Annotated in this window: 11 protein-coding genes; 6 read left to right on the forward strand and 5 right to left on the reverse strand. The window is 72.0% G+C overall.

The features are described 5' to 3' along the window. The first annotated feature begins 129 nt into the window (after positions 1-129). Positions 130-1,233 carry an acyltransferase family protein gene (locus AC1DWJ_RS02545; RefSeq protein WP_457255427.1) on the forward strand — a complete coding sequence of 368 codons (1,104 nt, stop codon included), beginning with the start codon at positions 130-132 and terminating at the stop codon, positions 1,231-1,233. Here AC1DWJ_RS02545 and AC1DWJ_RS02550 read toward each other — a convergent pair. Together AC1DWJ_RS02550 and AC1DWJ_RS02555 are read right to left on the reverse strand one after the other, a co-directional pair. Continuing rightward, positions 1,175-5,344, reverse strand: coding sequence for an alpha-(1->3)-arabinofuranosyltransferase domain-containing protein (locus tag AC1DWJ_RS02550; protein WP_477619916.1), 4,170 nt, complete (start codon positions 5,342-5,344; stop codon positions 1,175-1,177). The genes AC1DWJ_RS02545 and AC1DWJ_RS02550 overlap by 59 nt on opposite strands. Further along, complete coding sequence (locus AC1DWJ_RS02555) at positions 5,341-6,072, reverse strand: class I SAM-dependent methyltransferase (RefSeq protein WP_477619917.1); 732 nt, start codon at positions 6,070-6,072, stop codon at positions 5,341-5,343. Before AC1DWJ_RS02555 ends, AC1DWJ_RS02550 begins: the two co-directional genes overlap by 4 nt. A 67-nt stretch (positions 6,073-6,139) precedes the next feature. On the opposite strand from AC1DWJ_RS02555, the gene AC1DWJ_RS02560 reads away from it, so the two are divergent. Beyond that, entirely contained in the window at positions 6,140-7,306 is a 1,167-nt protein-coding gene (locus AC1DWJ_RS02560) for a glycosyltransferase family 4 protein (RefSeq protein WP_477619918.1), read from the forward strand. Positions 7,307-7,341: 35 nt separating this feature from the next. On the opposite strand, the gene AC1DWJ_RS02565 is transcribed toward AC1DWJ_RS02560, so the two are convergent. Both AC1DWJ_RS02565 and AC1DWJ_RS02570 read right to left on the reverse strand, forming a co-directional pair. After that, complete coding sequence (locus tag AC1DWJ_RS02565; protein ID WP_457255431.1) at positions 7,342-7,482, reverse strand: hypothetical protein; 141 nt, start codon at positions 7,480-7,482, stop codon at positions 7,342-7,344. Positions 7,483-7,492: 10 nt separating this feature from the next. Further along, positions 7,493-9,232, reverse strand: coding sequence for an MmpA family trehalose lipid delivery protein (locus tag AC1DWJ_RS02570; protein WP_477619919.1), 1,740 nt, complete (start codon positions 9,230-9,232; stop codon positions 7,493-7,495). A 66-nt stretch (positions 9,233-9,298) separates the two neighbouring features. Here AC1DWJ_RS02570 and AC1DWJ_RS02575 point away from each other — a divergent pair, with 66 nt between their 5' ends. After that, the gene (locus tag AC1DWJ_RS02575; protein WP_477619920.1) at positions 9,299-10,429 is read left to right on the forward strand and encodes an acyltransferase family protein; all 1,131 of its coding nucleotides are present in this window, start codon (positions 9,299-9,301) and stop codon (positions 10,427-10,429) included. Here AC1DWJ_RS02575 and AC1DWJ_RS02580 read toward each other — a convergent pair. After that, entirely contained in the window at positions 10,398-11,249 is an 852-nt protein-coding gene (locus AC1DWJ_RS02580) for a 2OG-Fe(II) oxygenase (RefSeq protein ID WP_457255434.1), read from the reverse strand. The two genes, AC1DWJ_RS02575 and AC1DWJ_RS02580, sit on opposite strands and share 32 nt — an antisense overlap. Positions 11,250-11,358: 109 nt before the next feature. Between AC1DWJ_RS02580 and AC1DWJ_RS02585 the strand changes: the two genes are divergently transcribed. From AC1DWJ_RS02585 to AC1DWJ_RS02595, 3 genes are all read left to right on the forward strand, one after another. Beyond that, positions 11,359-12,831: a bifunctional glycosyltransferase/class I SAM-dependent methyltransferase gene (locus tag AC1DWJ_RS02585; RefSeq protein WP_457255435.1), complete on the forward strand. Its 1,473-nt coding sequence runs from the start codon at positions 11,359-11,361 to the stop codon at positions 12,829-12,831. Between the two features lie 8 nt (positions 12,832-12,839). Beyond that, on the forward strand, positions 12,840-14,840 hold the full coding sequence (locus tag AC1DWJ_RS02590; RefSeq protein WP_477619921.1) for a hypothetical protein: 2,001 nt from the start codon (positions 12,840-12,842) through the stop codon (positions 14,838-14,840). Between the two features lie 111 nt (positions 14,841-14,951). Further along, positions 14,952-16,676: a hypothetical protein gene (locus tag AC1DWJ_RS02595; protein WP_477619922.1), complete on the forward strand. Its 1,725-nt coding sequence runs from the start codon at positions 14,952-14,954 to the stop codon at positions 16,674-16,676. The last annotated feature ends 1 nt before the right edge of the window (position 16,677 follow it).

Below are 16,677 nucleotides of genomic sequence, written 5' to 3' on the forward strand. Positions count from 1 at the left end.
GCGCGGCTGGACCCCGGCGGCCAGCTGACTGATGACTATCCTGCGGGCATGGCCGAAGCCGACCCGACTGGCGGGACTCTACCAGCGAGTAGGGCTACGGCGAGTGCACCTTCAGCGAACCCGCGGAGCGTGTCCCCTGACCTGCAACGACTCGGCGCGCTCGACGGTTTGAGGGCCGTCGCGGCGGGTCTGGTCGTGCTCACCCACGTCGGATTCCTGACCGGCGCGGTCTCCTTCGGCGTGGTGGGTCGGCTCCTCGGTCGCGGTGACCTGGGGGTCTCGATCTTCTTCGCCCTGTCGGGCTTCCTCCTGTATGCCGCGATGGGCCGCGAGTGGGCCAGGTCGGGGCGGGTGGACGTGCCGGGCTACTACGCGCGTCGGGCGGTGCGGGTGCTGCCGGCGTTCTGGGTGGGGCTGCTGGTCGTCGGCCTCGTGGTGCGCCCGCCGGCCAGGGTGTGGCTGGCCAACGCGTCCCTCACCCAGATCTACCTCCCCGACGCGCTGCTCGACGGCTACACCCAGACCTGGAGCCTGGCGACCGAGGTTTCCTTCTACCTCGTCCTCCCGTTCGCGTTCCTCGCGCTGCGGCGTCGCACCGGACGCCCGTCGGTGGTCCTGCGCGTGCTCGGGGCCACGTGGGTGCTAGGCCTGGCGGCAGCCGTCGTGTCCGGCCTCGTCGAGATCGGGGGCGACAGCCTGGCCGGGCGCTGGCTGCCGGCGCACTGGCCGGAGTTCGCCCTCGGGATGGCGCTCTCCGTCGTCCGTGACGCCCCCGCCCTGCGCGCGCACCGCGTGCTGCGCGAGCTCGCCGCCTACCCGGGCACCTGCCTGGCGCTGGCTGGTGGCGCCTACCTGCTGGCGACGACCACCGTCGCCGGGCCGCTCACCCTCGGGCCCATCGCCGGCATCCAGCTCGCGGGCAAGGGGGTCCTGGGCTCGATCGTCACGGCCGGTCTCATGGTGCCGCTGCTGTTCGGTGACGGGAGCGACGCGTTCAGCCGCGCGCTGGTGTCGCCGCCGGCGCGGTACCTCGGGCGGATCTCCTACGGCGTGTTCCTGTGGCACCTGCCGGTGTTCGAGGCGATCTATGCCGTGACGGGGATCGACTACTTCACCGGCGGCGCACTCGCCCTCCTGGCCGTGGGGGTGCCGGTCACGCTGGGGATGGCCGCCCTCAGCGAGCGTCTGGTCGAGCGTCCGCTGATGGACCGGGTGCACGCCAGGACGCGCTGACGAGGACGAGGGACGCGACGCACAGGAGGCGGAAGGTGGCCTCGAGAGCCGGAGCGCCCAGCCGCCCCGGGGCCCACCAGGCCTGGACGAGCCCGGCGACCGTGACCAGCCCGACCACCAGACCGCCGACCAGCAGGGCCCGCTGTCGGCGCCGGACTCGCGGCAGGGGTGCCAGGGTCACCAGCACGCACGGTACGGCGACGAGCAGGCCCCACCAGCCGGCGAGCAGGAAGCCCACGAGCACCGCCGCGACCGGCCCGGCCCAGGCGCGCACCCGTGTCGACGATGCCTCCGCTGGGTGGACTGCTGCGACCGCACCGGCTCGACTCCGCGATGGCGTGAGGGCGCTGGCGCCGACCAGCAGCACCAGCACCAGACCCAGGAGCAGCCCCCAGCGGTAGGGGCCGTCGGGACCGAAGGTCACCGTCACCGTCCCACCGGGGCCCTCCGGCACGACGAACCCCTGCCGCCAGCCATCCACGGTGACGGAGTCGAGGCGCCGACCGTCCAGGGTCGCGCGCCAGCCCGGGTTGGCGTTCTGGGACAAGGTCAGGAGCGCCGCCGGGCCCGGTCCCACCGCGGCGGACACGCGACCGGCGGCTGTCTCACCCACCTGGACCGACCGGGCCGGGGCCGGCTTCGCGGAGGACGTGTCGGTGCGCGTCAGGACCAGGCGGTCGGGGACGAAGCCACCCCATGGCTCCACCGCCACCCGTCCGTCGGGTGCACTCATCCGCACCGGTTCGCACGCCTCGTAGGCGAGCTGCCCGACCCCGAAGGCCGCCGACCGCGGTCCACTGACCCGGGTCGGGACGGAGACGCCCTCGACCAGCAGCTGCGGACCGGTGCCGCACCCGGTGGTGAGCTGCCCCGGCGGGGGTGTGGGCTCCAGGCCGTCGATGACCAGTTCGCTGACCTCCATGCCGGCGGCCGGCTTGGCGTCCCGCTCGGCGTCCTGTCGCGTGGCGGCCAGCAGGAGCCGCACGCGCAGGTTGCGACCCGTGGCGGGGCGGATGTCGAAGCTGCCGTCCTGGGCCACCTCGGCGAGCTGCACGGTGCCGTCGACGGTGACCTGCGCCGTCACGTCGCGTCCGGTCAGCCACTCCCCTCGGGTCTGCAGCCGCAGGTGCGAGACCGTGGTCGACCGGGCCAGCTCGAGCGACAGGGTGGGCGTGGCGTCGGCCGGGTCCGGAGCCCATGCAGTGGCCGGGTCGCCGTCCAGCACGGCACCCGGACGTACCTGCGGCGCCCGCGACAGCCGGCTGCTCGCGGTCACCACGCCGGGCGCACCGAGGTCGAGCACCGCATCGAGGCCCGGACCGGGGACGGCACCCAGGGTGCCGTGCACGGCATACGGGACTCCGTCGGACACCGGGATGGTGCGGTCGAGACCCGCGGCGTCCTCGGGCGCGCGCTGCTCGTCGCGGCACACGAACTCGTCGCGGACCTCGACGCAGCCGTCGGTGCCGCGGTACTGCTCGGAGAGCACGAAGGCGTCGGCCGGCGCCGGGCTCGGGTGGGGCACGACGGCGCTCTCCCTGACCACGAGCCCGGGCACCCGCACCTCGGTGAGCCCGGTGACGAGCGCGTCGGCGCGGCGGTCGGTCTCGAGGATCTCGAGCCGCAGCCGCGTCGTGGGGCCCGAGGGCAGCCCCGTCACCACCTGCGACCGTCCGGTGGCGGCCAGCCGGACCACGGTGTCGCCTTGGTCGGTGGTCACCTTCACGCGTGTCGGTATGCCGAGGAAGTCACCGAAGCGGGTCTTGTCGGCGAGCGCCGAGACCTCGAGGCCGTCGACCGGGCGCGGCCGGTCGAAGGTCATCGTCACCGAGGGCCGTCCGTCCGCGGCGACCACCCACGCCGTGGTCCCGAGGCCGTCGACGGCGGAGAACGGCCGGTCGGCCGGGTCGAGCCCGCCGGGGCCGGCGTCGGTGGCCAGCGACCCCGACGCCTCGAGGTCACGCAGCCCCGTCCACGCGACTGTGGTGCGCAGCCGCGGGTCGCTCCAGGGCAGGTAGTCGCGGGCGCCGGACAGGTGGTCGGCCGGCAGGGTCTGGCTCACGTCCCTGCCCCGAATCGCGCCGAAGGCGCGGTCTCGAGCCCGCAGGCCGTCGGTCACCACCCGTCGTCCACCGGCTGCCGAATCGTGGGCGACCCGAGCCGCCGCCGCGCTGGTGGCTGCGTCGCCGTCGAAGACCACTGGTCCGTCGATGCCCGCGTCGCGCAGGTCGGGCAGGCTGTCGCTCGCCCCGGAGGCCGAGACGACCCCCGAGAGCGGCGTCAGCTCTGCAGCGGGGGCGGTCGAGCCCTCGATCGCGTAGACCTCCACGGGCCGCAGGCGCGTGCCGGTGCCATCGACGAAGGTGTTGCCGAAGGCTGCCACCTGCTTCAGCGCGGGCGTCCGGGTGATGGCCGACCGCGCCACCGAGACCGGCACCCCGCCGGTCGACGAGGTGTCGAGGTCGTTGCGCAGCACGACGTGGCGCACCCCGGCCGTGCGGAGCACGTCCACGACGCCGCCCAGGTCGCGGCCGGTCTGCAACCGCGTCTCGACCGAGTCGAGCATGCGCACCGTGTTGGCGGGCGTCAACGGCACCGCATCGCGGACGGCGGTGTCGGTCGAGGTCTGGGTGCGCAGGACGAGGTCGAGCGGGCGGCCCCAGGTGTACTCGTCGAAGTTGGACGCGGGGACGACGAGCGCGGTCCCCCCACCCGGTTGCCGGTCGAGCCACCGGCCGGCCTGGCTCCACTCCTGGGGCACCGCGGCGAAGGAGCCGCGCGAGGCCAGCTGGCCGGCCAGTCCGGGCAGGACCGGGCTCAGCGCTGCGACGCAGGCGGTCAGCGCGGCCAGGACCACGACCGGGCGGGCCGCCCGGGCCGGCACGCGGGGCGCCCGACGGTCGCGCTGGGCCAGCCGGCCCACGACGTGCGTGAAGGCCACCGCCAGCGGCAGCCGGAGCAGTGGATCGGCCTTGTGCACGTTGCGCAGCGCCGCAAGCGGCCCGTCGAGCAGGTCCTGGATGAACGGCCGCAGCGGGCTGTCGAGGGGCCCTGTATGCGGCAGCGCCAGGACGAGGACTCCCAGCAGCGCGAGACCCACGAGGTAGTCGCGGTGCGGCAGCCCACGCAGGGTGAGCCCGGCGAGACCGATCGCCGCGGCCAGGGCGGTCCCGATCACCAGCCCCGGCGCCGCGACGAGGTCGTACCCGGCGTTCCACCAGGGCCCAGCCGGCGTGACGAGGTGGCCGAGCCAGTGGGACGTCCCACGGAGGTCGTCGAGCAGGCTGATGGTGCGGGTGACCGTGTCGGAGGACTCGATCCAGTCGAGGAACGGCGGCGAGTAGCGGCCCAGCACCAGGAGGGGCACCGCCCACCAGGCCGACGCGGCCACCACCGACGCGGCCCACCACCACGTCAACGGCGTGCGCCACCACCCCCGTCGCGTCACCAGCCACAGACCCGCGGGGACCACGGCGAACGCGGTGGCCGTGGCGTTGACCCCGCCACAGCAGAGGACCGCCAGGGCCGACAGCGCGGCAGCCCGACGGGGGCCCAACCGACCCAGGCCGGCGAGCACCAGTGGCAGGAGGATCGCGGGCGCGAGCAGCGCGGGAGCCGACTCCGACGAGATCGGGCCCAGTGTGCTCACGACCCGGGGTGAGAGGGCGAACGCGACGGCGCCGACCTGCCGGGTGACCGGGTCGGCGACCCGCCAGGCAGCCAGGAGCGCCCGCATCGCCAGGAAGCCTGCCGTCAGCAGGGCTGCCCACCAGAGCCGCTGCACCACCCACGGGGCGGCGACCAGCTGGCCGGCAGCGGCGAAGGGAGCCATCGGGAAGAGGTAGCCGTAGCCCTGGTTCTGCAGGACGCCGAAGGTGGTGCTCGGGTCCCACAGGTGCAGGGCGCGGGACATCAGTCCCCCCGGGTCGAGCGCGAGGTCGATCTTGGTGTCGGCCACCACCTTGCCGGGCTGCTGTGCGAAGGCGACCGACCACAGCACCAGCAGGCAGGTGAGGGTGCGGACCCGGTCGACCAGGGTGGGCACCGTCCGCACCCGGGCCGCCCGGACACCGTCGGGTCGGCGACCTGCGGACACCGAGGAAGCGGTCACCGGCGCCGCAGCACCATCATGAGGTTCCAGGTCGCGACCTCGCGCAGCACCGGCACCTCGACGACCGCCCGCGCCCAGTCGGGGTGGTAGCGCGGCGAGAGCTCCTCGACGACGAGGTCCTCCTGCGTCCGGGCCCAGTGGATCCCGTCGCCGACCCGGGCCGCGAACATGGACGTCCCGAACCGGTTCTTGGGCGGGCGGCCGTTCACCCGCTCGTAGCGCCGCGCGGCATACTCCCCTCCGAAGACGTGCCACGGCGACGTCTCGTGGCCTCCCCAGGGAGACGCCCACGCGGTGTAGGAGATGAACACGAGCCCGCCGGGGCGCACGACGCGCACCATCTCGCGGGCCACGACACCGGGCCTCTGGACGTGCTCCATGACGTTGCTCGACATGACGACGTCGAGGCTCGCGTCGGCGAACGGCAGCCGCTCCCCCACGCCCACGACGTCCGGGGCCGCGGCGTCGGCGAGGTCCCCCACAGAGACGTCCAGTCCCACGTAGCGCGCCCCGGCACCGGCGAAGGCGGCCGCGAACTGCCGTGGCCCTGCTCCCACGTCGAGGACCCCCGCCCCCGCGAGGTCGGTGTGCCCGGACAGCAGCGCGACCGTGTCGTCGGCGAGGTCGCCGTAGAAGCGGTCGGGGTCGGTCTGCTCCATGAGGAACGACCGGAAGAGGCGGAGCGACCGACCAGCGGTGCGATACCGTCGCGTCGGTCGCTGATTCACCCGTGCATGCTAGCCAGCCGGACCGCATGGTCCGTTCGGGCGTGCCCACACCACCAAGGATTTCTGCGTGCGCAACCCGTTGTCCGTCGTGCTGCTCAACTGGCGGGACATGAACCATCCGGAGGCCGGCGGCTCCGAGAAGTACCTCAGCGAGATCGCGACCGGCCTGGCCTCCCGCGGGCACCGCGTCACCGTCCGCACCGCTGCCTACCCCGGCGCGCTGCCGCGCGAGACCGTCGACGGCGTGGGGTACCTGCGACGCGGCGGTCGCTACGGCGTCTACCTGCGATCCCTGGCCGCACTGGCGCTGGGCCGGCACCGCGCCGACGTGGTCGTCGACGTGCAGAACGGCGTGCCCTTCCTCAGCCCCCTCGTCCGGTCCGGCAGCCCGGTCGTCAACCTCGTGCACCACGTGCACCGCGAGCAGTGGGGCGTGGTGTTCGGGCCGACCGTCGCGCGCGCCGGGTGGTTCCTCGAGTCGAAGATCGCGCCCCGCGTCTACAGTCGCAGCCACTACGTCGCGGTCTCCGAGTCGACGCGTGACGAGCTGGGTGGGCTGGGCGTGGAGGCCTCCCGGGTGACCGTGATCCACAACGGCACGGACGCCGTGGCCGACGAGCACGTGAGCCGGGCGGGGCACCCGGTCGTCCTGGTGCTCGGCCGGCTCGTCCCGCAGAAGCGCGTGGAGATCGCGATGCAGGCCGTGCGCGACCTCGCCGTCGACCGACCCGACCTCGAGCTGTGGGTGGTCGGCTCCGGCTACTGGGACACCGAGCTGCACCGCGTCGCCGACGAGCTCGGCATCCGCGACCGCACTACGTTCACCGGCCACGTCTCCGAGGCGGAGAAGCACCGGCTCCTCGCCGAGGCGTGGGTGCTGGCCCTGCCCAGCCTCAAGGAGGGCTGGGGGCTCGTGGTCGTGGAGGCCGGGGTGCACGGCACGCCCACCGTGGCGTTCGCCGACGTGGGTGGCCTCAACGACTCGGTCCGCGACGGCGAGACCGGGGTGCTCGTGCACGGCGGGCAGGACGAGTTCACCGCTGCGCTGGGTGCGCTGCTCGACGACACCGCCGCCAGGAGCGCCATGAGTGAGCGCGTCGTGCAGTGGGTGACGAGGTTCCGCTGGTCCGAGACGGTCAGCCGGTGGGAGTCACTGCTGTATGCCGCTGCGGCGCGCGAGCTCGACCCGCCGGCGGATCACCGCGTGGTCACGGACAGCGAAACGGACCACTGACCGAGGTCAGCAGCCCGCGGGCGACGTAGGTGCGGTCAGTTGCCGTCGTAGTTGACGACCGGCGCGTTGTTCGCCGCGACGGACGGGGTCAGCGCCGCGGTGCCGCCGAAGATGGCCAGCAGGGCCAGCACGGCACCGGTCACGAGGGCGGCGATGCCGCTGACAGCAGTAGTCATGGGCCGAACCCTACCAGCGAGTTCGGTTGCCTCCGCCATTTCTGTGCAAGCCGCGCCGGGTCGCCAGGACGAGCCACGCGGCGACTGTTGCGAGCGTCACACCCCAGCCCGTGGCGGAGCCCGCCCGCCCATCCGGGTCGCTCGCTCCGGTCACCGCTCCCGTCGTCGGACCGGCCGACCGGTCCACCTCGACGACCAGCACGTGCGCCGTGTCCGCGATGACGCGCCCGGCTCCGGCCGGGGGCTGCGGGGTCGGGAGTCCGGTGTCCTTCTCGACGACGACGTAACGAACTCCCTGCGCCACCACCGCATCCCACGCGGCGGCCCCGCCGTCGATCGCGGCGGTGACGGCCGCGGAACGGGGGCTCTCCCCCGCGATCCGGCCCGAGCTGAGCGGTAGCGAGTCGTCGTAGAGCACCCGCTGGTCGACCATGCGCGGGACCAGGCTCAGGCTCACCCGCGCGTCGTTCCAGCCATAGCGGCGGTACTGCCGCCACGGCAGGAGCCCGACGTCCCCCTCGGGAGCACTGGACAGCTCGGCGGCCGTCGCCCGGAGGTCTGCTGGCACCGTGACCGCCTCGATCCGGCTCCGCTCACCCCACGCCAGCGTGGGCAGCAACAGCGGAGCCACGACGGTCAGGCCGATGGCCGGCACGAGCGCGGCACCACGGTGGCGGACCAACCCCTCGACGAGCAGGCCCACCCCGGCCGCCCCGAGGACGACCCACAGCGCCACGACCTTCTGGCTGTCACGAAGCACCGCGCCGCCCGGGACGTCGGCCAGCCGCGACCAGCCATCGGCCAGCCACGGGGTGCCGCTGGCAACGGCCAGGAGCAGGCCGAGCAGCGCGACCACGACCAGGACGGGGAGACCCACAGGTGTGCGCCGGCCCCGGCCGGCGTGCACGGCCACTGCCACGACGCCGGCTGTGGTCAGGACGGCGGTCGCCACCGCGAGCGCCGCGACCCCCCGCTCGGCCGGGTAGGACGCCGGGTTCCAGAAGCCTCCACCTCCCGCGAGTGAGACCACCAGTCCGAAGGGACCGTCGGAGCGCGCGGCGAAGACCGTGAAGCCCGCGGGGTCCGAGGCCAGCCCGCCCCACAACGCGGGCACCGCCCAGCCTGCGGCGCCCCCGGCGACGACCGCGAGCCACCCCAGGACGGCGCGCCAGACCGGGCGCGGGACGAGCAGGAGCACCGCGACCGGAGGCCCGACGAGCACGAGGGAGTTCGCGCCGCCGACGGACGCGAGCACCGCCCACCCGCACAGGGCGACCAGCGAGCCCTCCCCGGCTCGGACGCGAAGGGCGGCGCGCACCGCCCAGGGCAGCACGGCATACCCGAGCAGGACGGTCCACTGACCGATGACCAGGCGTTCGGCCACGAACGGGTTCCACACGGCCGCCACCGCCGCGGCGCTGGCCGCGAGGCGACCGGCGGGCGGGCGCACCACGCGGACCAGGCCGGCGGCACCGAGCCCGGCCAGCACGAGGACTCCCCCGAGGACCAGCTTCTGCGCCACGCCGGGGGTGAGCAGCACCCCGAGCAGCCAGGCTGCGACGTCGCTCGGGACGGCGCGCGGAGCCGGGGTGTCAGCGCCGGTGGCGAAGGGCGTCAGTCGGGCGTCAGGTGACCAGGCCAGGTCGTACGCGAGGACGACTCCGGGTCGCAGCGCAGGGCCGAGGACGACCGCCACGAGGCCCACAATCACCACCAGCTCGACGGCGGCGCGTGTCGAGGGGCGGGCCACAGGGGGAGGCTATAGCAACGCTTCGAGTGGGCAGGTTAACCTCTGCCAAAACCACGCGGAGGACCGGTGCACACCCCAGCAGTCACGACCACGCCACGAATCACGACGTTCGACGGACTCCGAGGCATCGCCATCGTGATCGTCGTGCTGTCGCACGGATGGACGCTCTGGCCGACGGATGGCCTGAGCCGGATCCCGGTGGTCCGGGGCGTGTTCAACAGCGGCAACACGGCCGTGACGGTCTTCTTCGCGGTCGGCGCCTTCCTGCTCTGTAGTGCCGTCCTCGCCGCCGGGGACGGCCCCGGACGGCTCCCCTGGCGGCTGGCCGCCCGACGGTTCATCCGCCTGAGCTCGCAGGTCTACCCGCTGCTGCTGGCTGTCGCCGTGGTCAGCCTGCTCGACTCGACCGACCCGGCCACGGACCAGACCAACCGCCGCACCCTCTGGTCCGTCGCGACCTACACCTGGAACTGGCTGCTGCAGACGGACTCCGCCGACGCGAGACAGGACCTGGGACACCTCTGGTACGTCTCGGTCGACCTCCAGGTGAGCCTCCTCCTGGTGGTGCTCGTCTGGCTCCTGCGTCGTCGACTCCGGGCCCTGCTGATCGTGCTCGCCGCCGGGGTCGTGCTGGTCATGCTGTGGCGGGCCCACATCCTCGACGTCGAGGGGTGGGTGGGCGCATCCCTGCGGACCACCACCCGGTGCGACCCGATCCTCGGGGGCGCGCTGGCCGCCGTGGCTGCCCGACTCCACACCCTCAAGGCACGCGATGCGCGGCTGCTCGCCACGGCAGGGGCCGTGGGGCTCGTCATCGTGGTGGCCAGTGCAGGGAGCGCGGGCGACCTGGCCTACCTGGGGTGGGCCGGGGCGGCTGCGACGGTCGCCACGATCGCCCTCGTCGCGGGACTCGCGGCACCCAGTCGTCCGCTCACGCGTGAGCTGGGCCTGGTCCCGCTGCGCCGGCTCGGGACCCTCTCGCTCGCCATCTACGTGTGGCACTACCCCGTGTTCTGGGCCGTGGCGCGACACTCCCACGGCTGGAGCTGGGTGTCCCGCATGCTGCTCGCCGTCGCCCTGACGGCCCTCGTCGCGGTCCTGACCGAACGACTCTGCGAGCGCCCCACCCAGGGATGGCTGCGCCGCCCCCGGACCGCGCCGGTGCCTACTTCGTCCGTCGCGCCCTCAGGCGGCTGATCCGCTCGAGCAGGCCGTAGGCGTGCTTGTCCGAGAGGCCGAGCTTGCGCTTGGCGCGGTCATAGAGGGCGACCACGCCGCGGTCCACGGCGATCGCCGCGCGCTTGACGACGGCCTCGTCCGGGCGGGCGCGGAAGTTGGTCGACTTGCGGACCGCGTTCTCCTCCTCGGTGAAGTAGTAGAGCGCCATCGACCGGCGGGCGACGTCCTCCGGGCAGGTGAGGGCGTCCGGGTGACCGTGGAAGCTGTCCTCGCTCGTCGTGAAGATGAGCATCCGGTTGCCGGCGGGCTGGACCTTCGCCTGCGCGGCAGTCATGTCCTTGTCCCAGAGCTCGAGCTTGCCGCCCCACTCCTCGCGCCACTCCTCGTTGAGGTAGAGAAGGATGTTGACCCGCCGACTCCACTGCTCGTTGACGTGGTGGGTGGTGAAGTCGGCGTGGATGTTGAGGTGGCCGCCGCGCAGCGTCTGGTGCAGGCCTCCGCCGTCCATGCTCCAGTCGGGCAGCAGGTCGCGGATGCCCGTCAGCTCCTCGAGGAAGCTCACGAACTCGGGCGACACGAACTCCTTGGCGACCTCGGTCAGGGTCGGCCCCCAGGTGTCGGGCTGGGTGTTGCCGTACTTCGTCTCGTTGACGTGCAGGTAGCCCTTCCAGAAGGGGTCCCGCATGGCGGGGAACTCCTGGGCAGCGCGGGTGAACGCATCGGCGAAGAGCACGTCGTCGAGCACGATGTGGGGGAAGGGCTGGGCGGAGCGGTACTGCTCCGCGAGCTCGGGCAAGCGGGCCTGCAGCGTGCCGAGGTCGACGAGGGCGGCGGTCATTGGGCGGAGTATGCCAGAACGTCCTGCCGCCTCGTTACCAACGGGTAAGATTCCCCGAGCCCAATGCAGTGCGAGGCGAGTCGGGACTCCACGGGGCAGCATGAGAGGGATGACAGTGACGTCAGCAGACGTGGGCTCGGCAGAGCCGGCCGCAGTCCGGATCGGTGTCCTCGTGGTCGCCTACAACGCGGCCACCACCCTCCGACAGACCCTCGACCGCATCCCGTCCAGCTTCCGCGACCAGCTCGACCACGTCCTGGTCTGCGACGACGCGAGCGTCGACGAGACCTACGAGATCGGCCTCGAGTACAAGTCCGGCTCGACCCTCCCGCTGACCGTGATCAAGCACGTCGAGAACCTGCGCTACGGCGGCAACCAGAAGTTCGGGTACCGCTGGGCGATCGAGGAGGGGCTCGACATCGTCGTGCTGCTGCACGGCGACGGCCAGTACGCCCCGGAGGTCATGGAGCAGATCGTCTCGCCGCTGATGACCGGCGCGGCCGACGTCGTAATGGGCTCGCGCATGATGCAGCCTGGTTCAGCCCTCAAGGGCGGTATGCCGCTCTACAAGTACGTGGGCAACCGCATCCTCACGCGGTTCCAGAACGCCATGACGGGTGCGTCCCTCACCGAGTGGCACAGCGGCTACCGCGCCTACCGCACCGACGCGCTGCGCGACGTGCCCTTCGCCGACTACTCCAACGACTTCGACTTCGACACCGAGATCATCCTGGGCATGCTCGCCGCCCGGAAGCGGATCGTCGAGGTGCCGATCCCCACTTACTACGGCGACGAGATCTGCTACGTCAACGGGTTGTCCTACGCCCGCGACGTGGCCGTCGACGTGCTGCGCCACCGGGCCCTCCAGATGGGGTTCGGTGGGTCCACCGGTGGCGGCGGCGTCGACACCGCGGCCTACGAGGTCAAGCACAGCCCGCACTCCTCGCACGGCCAGCTGCTCACCTGGCTGACCGGCATCCCGTCGGCATCGGTGCTCGACGTCGGCTGCTCCGACGGCCTCTTCGCCGGGCTGGTGCGCTCGATGGGGCACCATGTCGTGGGCGTCGACCTGGTCAAGCACGAGGGCATCGGCCAGCGGATCGACGCCTTCGTCGAGGCCGACCTCAACCAGGGGCTCCCGACCGAGGCCGGCTCCGGCTACGACGTGATCGTGGCGGGCGATGTCCTCGAGCACGTGATCGACCCTGACTCACTCATGGCCGACATGGTCTCTCGCCTCGGCGACGACGGCTCGATCCTCGTGAGCATCCCCAACTTCGGCCATTGGTACCCACGGCTGCGGACCGCGTCGGGCAACTTCGACTACGACCAACGCGGGCCGCTGGACCGGGGCCACGTGCGGTTCTTCACCCGCCGCAGCTTCGAGCGCCTCATCGCAGGCGCGGGCCTGCGGATCGTCGAGCGCCGGACCGTCGGCTCGCCGCTCGACGTGCTCGAGCGTGGGGGCAACCCCGTCGTCGGCCGGGTGGCCCGGTTCGCCTCGGCCGTCGACCGTGCTGCCGTGCGGGTCTGGCCGACGCTGTTCGGCTACCAGTTCCTCTACAAGCTGGAGCGAGTTTGAGTTCCCATGTGCGGCGGCGACCACCCCGCGAGGGGTTCGCCACGGCCACGGGTCTGATCCTCGGCGGCATACCCTTCTTTCTCGCACTCCTGAACTACCGCACCGACCTGCTGCGCACCGCCGTGTCGCAGCGTTACGCGTCGAACTTCTTCGACATCCAGGCGACGGCTTTCCTGCACGGGCACCTCGACGTGCCGAAGGGCTCGCTGGGCATCGAGGGCTTCGTCATCGACGGCCGGACCTACATGTACTTCCCGCCGTTCCCGGCGCTGCTCCGCGTCCCGGTGCAGCTGGTCACGCACGAGTTCGACGGACGACTGAGCCTGATCTCCATGGGCCTGGCCTGGGTCGTGTTCGCGGTGTTCGCGCAGAAGCTCTTGTGGCTGCTCAGGGTGCAGCTCCGGGGCGACACGCCCCTCACGCGGTTCGAGTGGCTGGGCGCGGCGGTGGTCCTCGGGCTGGCCACCGGGGGCACCACCCTGACCTTCGACGCCTCGCTGCCGTGGGTCTACCACGAGGTGTACCTCTGGTCCACGGCGCTGCTCGTCGGATGCTGCTACTGGATGCTTCGGGTGGTCCTCTCCCCCGACCGCCCGGCGGTGCTGTGGCTGGCCGCCCTCATCCTCGCCGAGGGCCTCACCCGGACCCCTGGCGGCTGGGCCATGGCCGGCACCACGATCCTGCTCGGCGCCACCCTCGCGATGCGTCATCGCCGGCGGCTCGGCCCGGGCGTGGTCGCGGCCGGAGCCGCACCCTTGGGCGTGGCTGTCCTCTACAACCTGGTCAAGTTCGGCCACCCGTACCTCTTCCCGCTCCAGTCCCAGGTCTGGACCCAGGTGAACGCGCACCGTCGTGAGGCCCTGCGCGTCAACGGTGGCACCATCACCGGCCCCCAGTTCTTCGAGACGTCGCTGGTGAACTACCTGCGCCCGGACGGCCTCCGGTTCGTCGACTACTTCCCCTTCATCACGCTGCCGGCGGAGCCGGCACGGGCGTATGGCGGCGCCTTCCTCGACCAGACCTACCGCACCGGGAGCGTGACCGCCCTGATGCCGGGGCTGGTCCTGCTGACGCTCGTCGGCCTCGTGGCCCTGGTGGGCCTGCGGTCTGGTGCGGGTGTGGCCGCGGTCCGCTGGCCGATGTTCGCGGCGGTGGGCGCCACCGGCGGCATCATGGGCTACGGCTACCTGGCCAACCGGTACACGAGCGACTTCGTGCCGATGCTGGTCCTCGGCGGCTTCGTCGGCTTCTGGGTGGTGGTCGGTCTGGTGCCTCGCGTGCGCGCCCTGCGCGTGGCGGTGGCGGCCGTCCTCGGCGTGCTGTGCGCGTTCAGCATCGTGGCCCAGCTGGCGACCGGCAGTGCCGTGGCAGCCCAGACCTGGGGCGGCGACCGGCTCGCCAGCTACCTCATGGTCCAGCAGCGCCTTCGTCTCGGGGACGGGGCCTCCGCACCCCCATTGACCCGTTCGGACGACGTCCCCCAGACCGGCCGGACCGACCAGCTCCACATCAGGGGAGAGTGCGCCGCCCTCTACCTCAACACCGGCGACCAGTACGAGCCGTGGGCCCTGGTCGAGCAGCGCGACATGGTGGTGACGGTCAGCCCCGTCTTCGAGGACTACCGACCGGGCACCATCGGGCTCTTCCGCCAGACCGGCCTCGAGGACCGCACGATCGGGGTCGAGTTCGACAGCAGGCTGCCCGAAGCCCGACTGGTGATCGAGGACCCGGACGGCAACTTCTACTCGCCCTGGTTCGAGGTGCAGCGCGGCAAGCCGTTCACGGTCAGGGCCCACACCACGCCGGAGACCGGCCAGACGCGCATCCGCGTCGACGACCAGCTGGTCTACGACCTGTACGTCGCCACCAGCGAGTGGAACGCGGACTGGTACAACGTGCAGACCACGCTCTCGTTCACCGGGGCCGGCGAGCACGGCAGTGCCAGGCACGCCACGGTCTCGTCCGAGTACGGCCCCGTACCCGACCTGTGCGCCCACCTCGACGGATGAGGCGAAGCAGCCGCCAGCGGCTCCTAGGCCCTCGAGAGTCTGCGACAATTGTGCCCAACTGCGGCGAAATGTCGGCAGTGCGCAGACTTCCGATAGAAAGGCCCGATCTCCGTGGCCACCGAAACAGACCACGAGGTCGAGGACCGCAGCCCGGTGTCGCCCCGACACACCCGGCCGGGCCCGCGCGAATGGAATCGCGTCAAGGGCTCGCTACCGGCCGCAATCCTGGCAGTCGGGATCGGCCTGCAGGCCATTCTCCTCGTCGGCTTCGCGCGCCAGTTCTGGTTCGTCATGGACGACTGGGACTTCCTGTTGTTGCGCGGCACCATCCCGGAGGAGTCGCGCGGCTGGCTCGAGCCGAGGAACGGACACTGGTCGACCCTGACCATCGCCATCTACCGGGCTCTGTTCGCGGTCTTCGGCCTGCGCACCTACCTGCCGTATGCGTTGGTGACCATCGTGTTCCACCTGGCGATCGCGGCCCTGTGGTTCGTCATCCTGCGGCGACTGCACGCCCGCAAGGTGGCTGCCCTGATCGGGGCGTGGGTGATCCTGTTCCTCGGCATCGGTGGCGACGCCATCCTCTACTCGGCCGCGATGAACCACCTGGGATCGCTGCTCCTCGGACTCATCGCGCTCCTGCTGGCGCTCTCTGAACGCCCCCGCACCTGGGTGGTCGCAGTGCCGCTCGTGGGTGCGCTGATGTTCTCGAACACCGGCGTCAGCGCGGTCTTCTTCGTCGTGGCGTTCGTGGCGATCCGGCACGGGCTCCTGCGGGCGGCCCGCTTGGTCGTGATCCCCGCGGGCGTCTACGTCCTCTGGTACTTGAGGTACGGACACGTCGAGGCCGGCGCCCAGCTGCCCACGGGCGTGTGGGACTACCTCAAGATCCCGCAGCTTGTCTGGCAGGGCATGTCGGCCGCGATCGGGAACGCCCTCGGGTATGCCGAGGTCGGGCCGGCCGTGCTGGTGGCACTGCTCGTGGGGACCGCCCTCGTCAAGAGCCGCAAGGAGAAGCTGAAGCAACTGGCGTGGGCGGGCCTGCTCGCCGCCGTGTTCATGAGCACGACCTTGTCCCTGTCCCGCCAGTTCGTGTCCCCTGACACCGGACGCTATTCCTACTACACGGTCGTCTTCCTCGTCCCAGCCGTCGCACTGTGCATCGAGGGGGTCAGCCGTCTGGCCGTGGAGCCCCGGTGGCTGCCGGCCCTCATCGCGGCGGGTCTCCTCGGCGGCTACGCGGTCAACGGTGTCCTGGCTGAGCGCACGTTCGCAGCCGCCTGGGTGCCGATCACCAGACCATGGCAGGACCGAACCCTCGGCATGGTGGCTGCCGTGGACGCGGGCGAGCGCAGTCTCAACGACTTCTCAGGTGACTTCTACAACGGCGACATCAACCCGCAGCGCATCACCAAACCGAACATCCGTGAGGCCCTGCCACCGGGCAAGGCCACGCCGCAGGGGCGCATCGACGCCGAGGCCCTGTACATGGTCCGGGTCGGCACTACGAGTGCGGTCCTGCCGGCCGCCGGCGGACTCGACCAGATCACAGGGAGCTTCACCGGGCCGATGGAGCCCGGCGCCGGGTGCCACACCTACACGGCCCAGGGACAGCGACCCGCCCTCGTTCTCGGCACCGGTCGGGGGAACGAGATCACGGTGACGAGCCAGAGCACCGAGGTCGTCACCCAGGTCCTGCGCGGACAGAACCTGGCGAGCGTCCAGCGGATGTGGACGGTCGCCCCGGGAACCATCTACGTCTCGACCACAGCCAAGGACGCGCTGCTCTTCATCACCCTCAACGGCGCCGGGGAGTACACGATCTGCAAGTCCTGAT

This window comes from Pedococcus sp. P2_D7 (assembly GCF_056404295.1).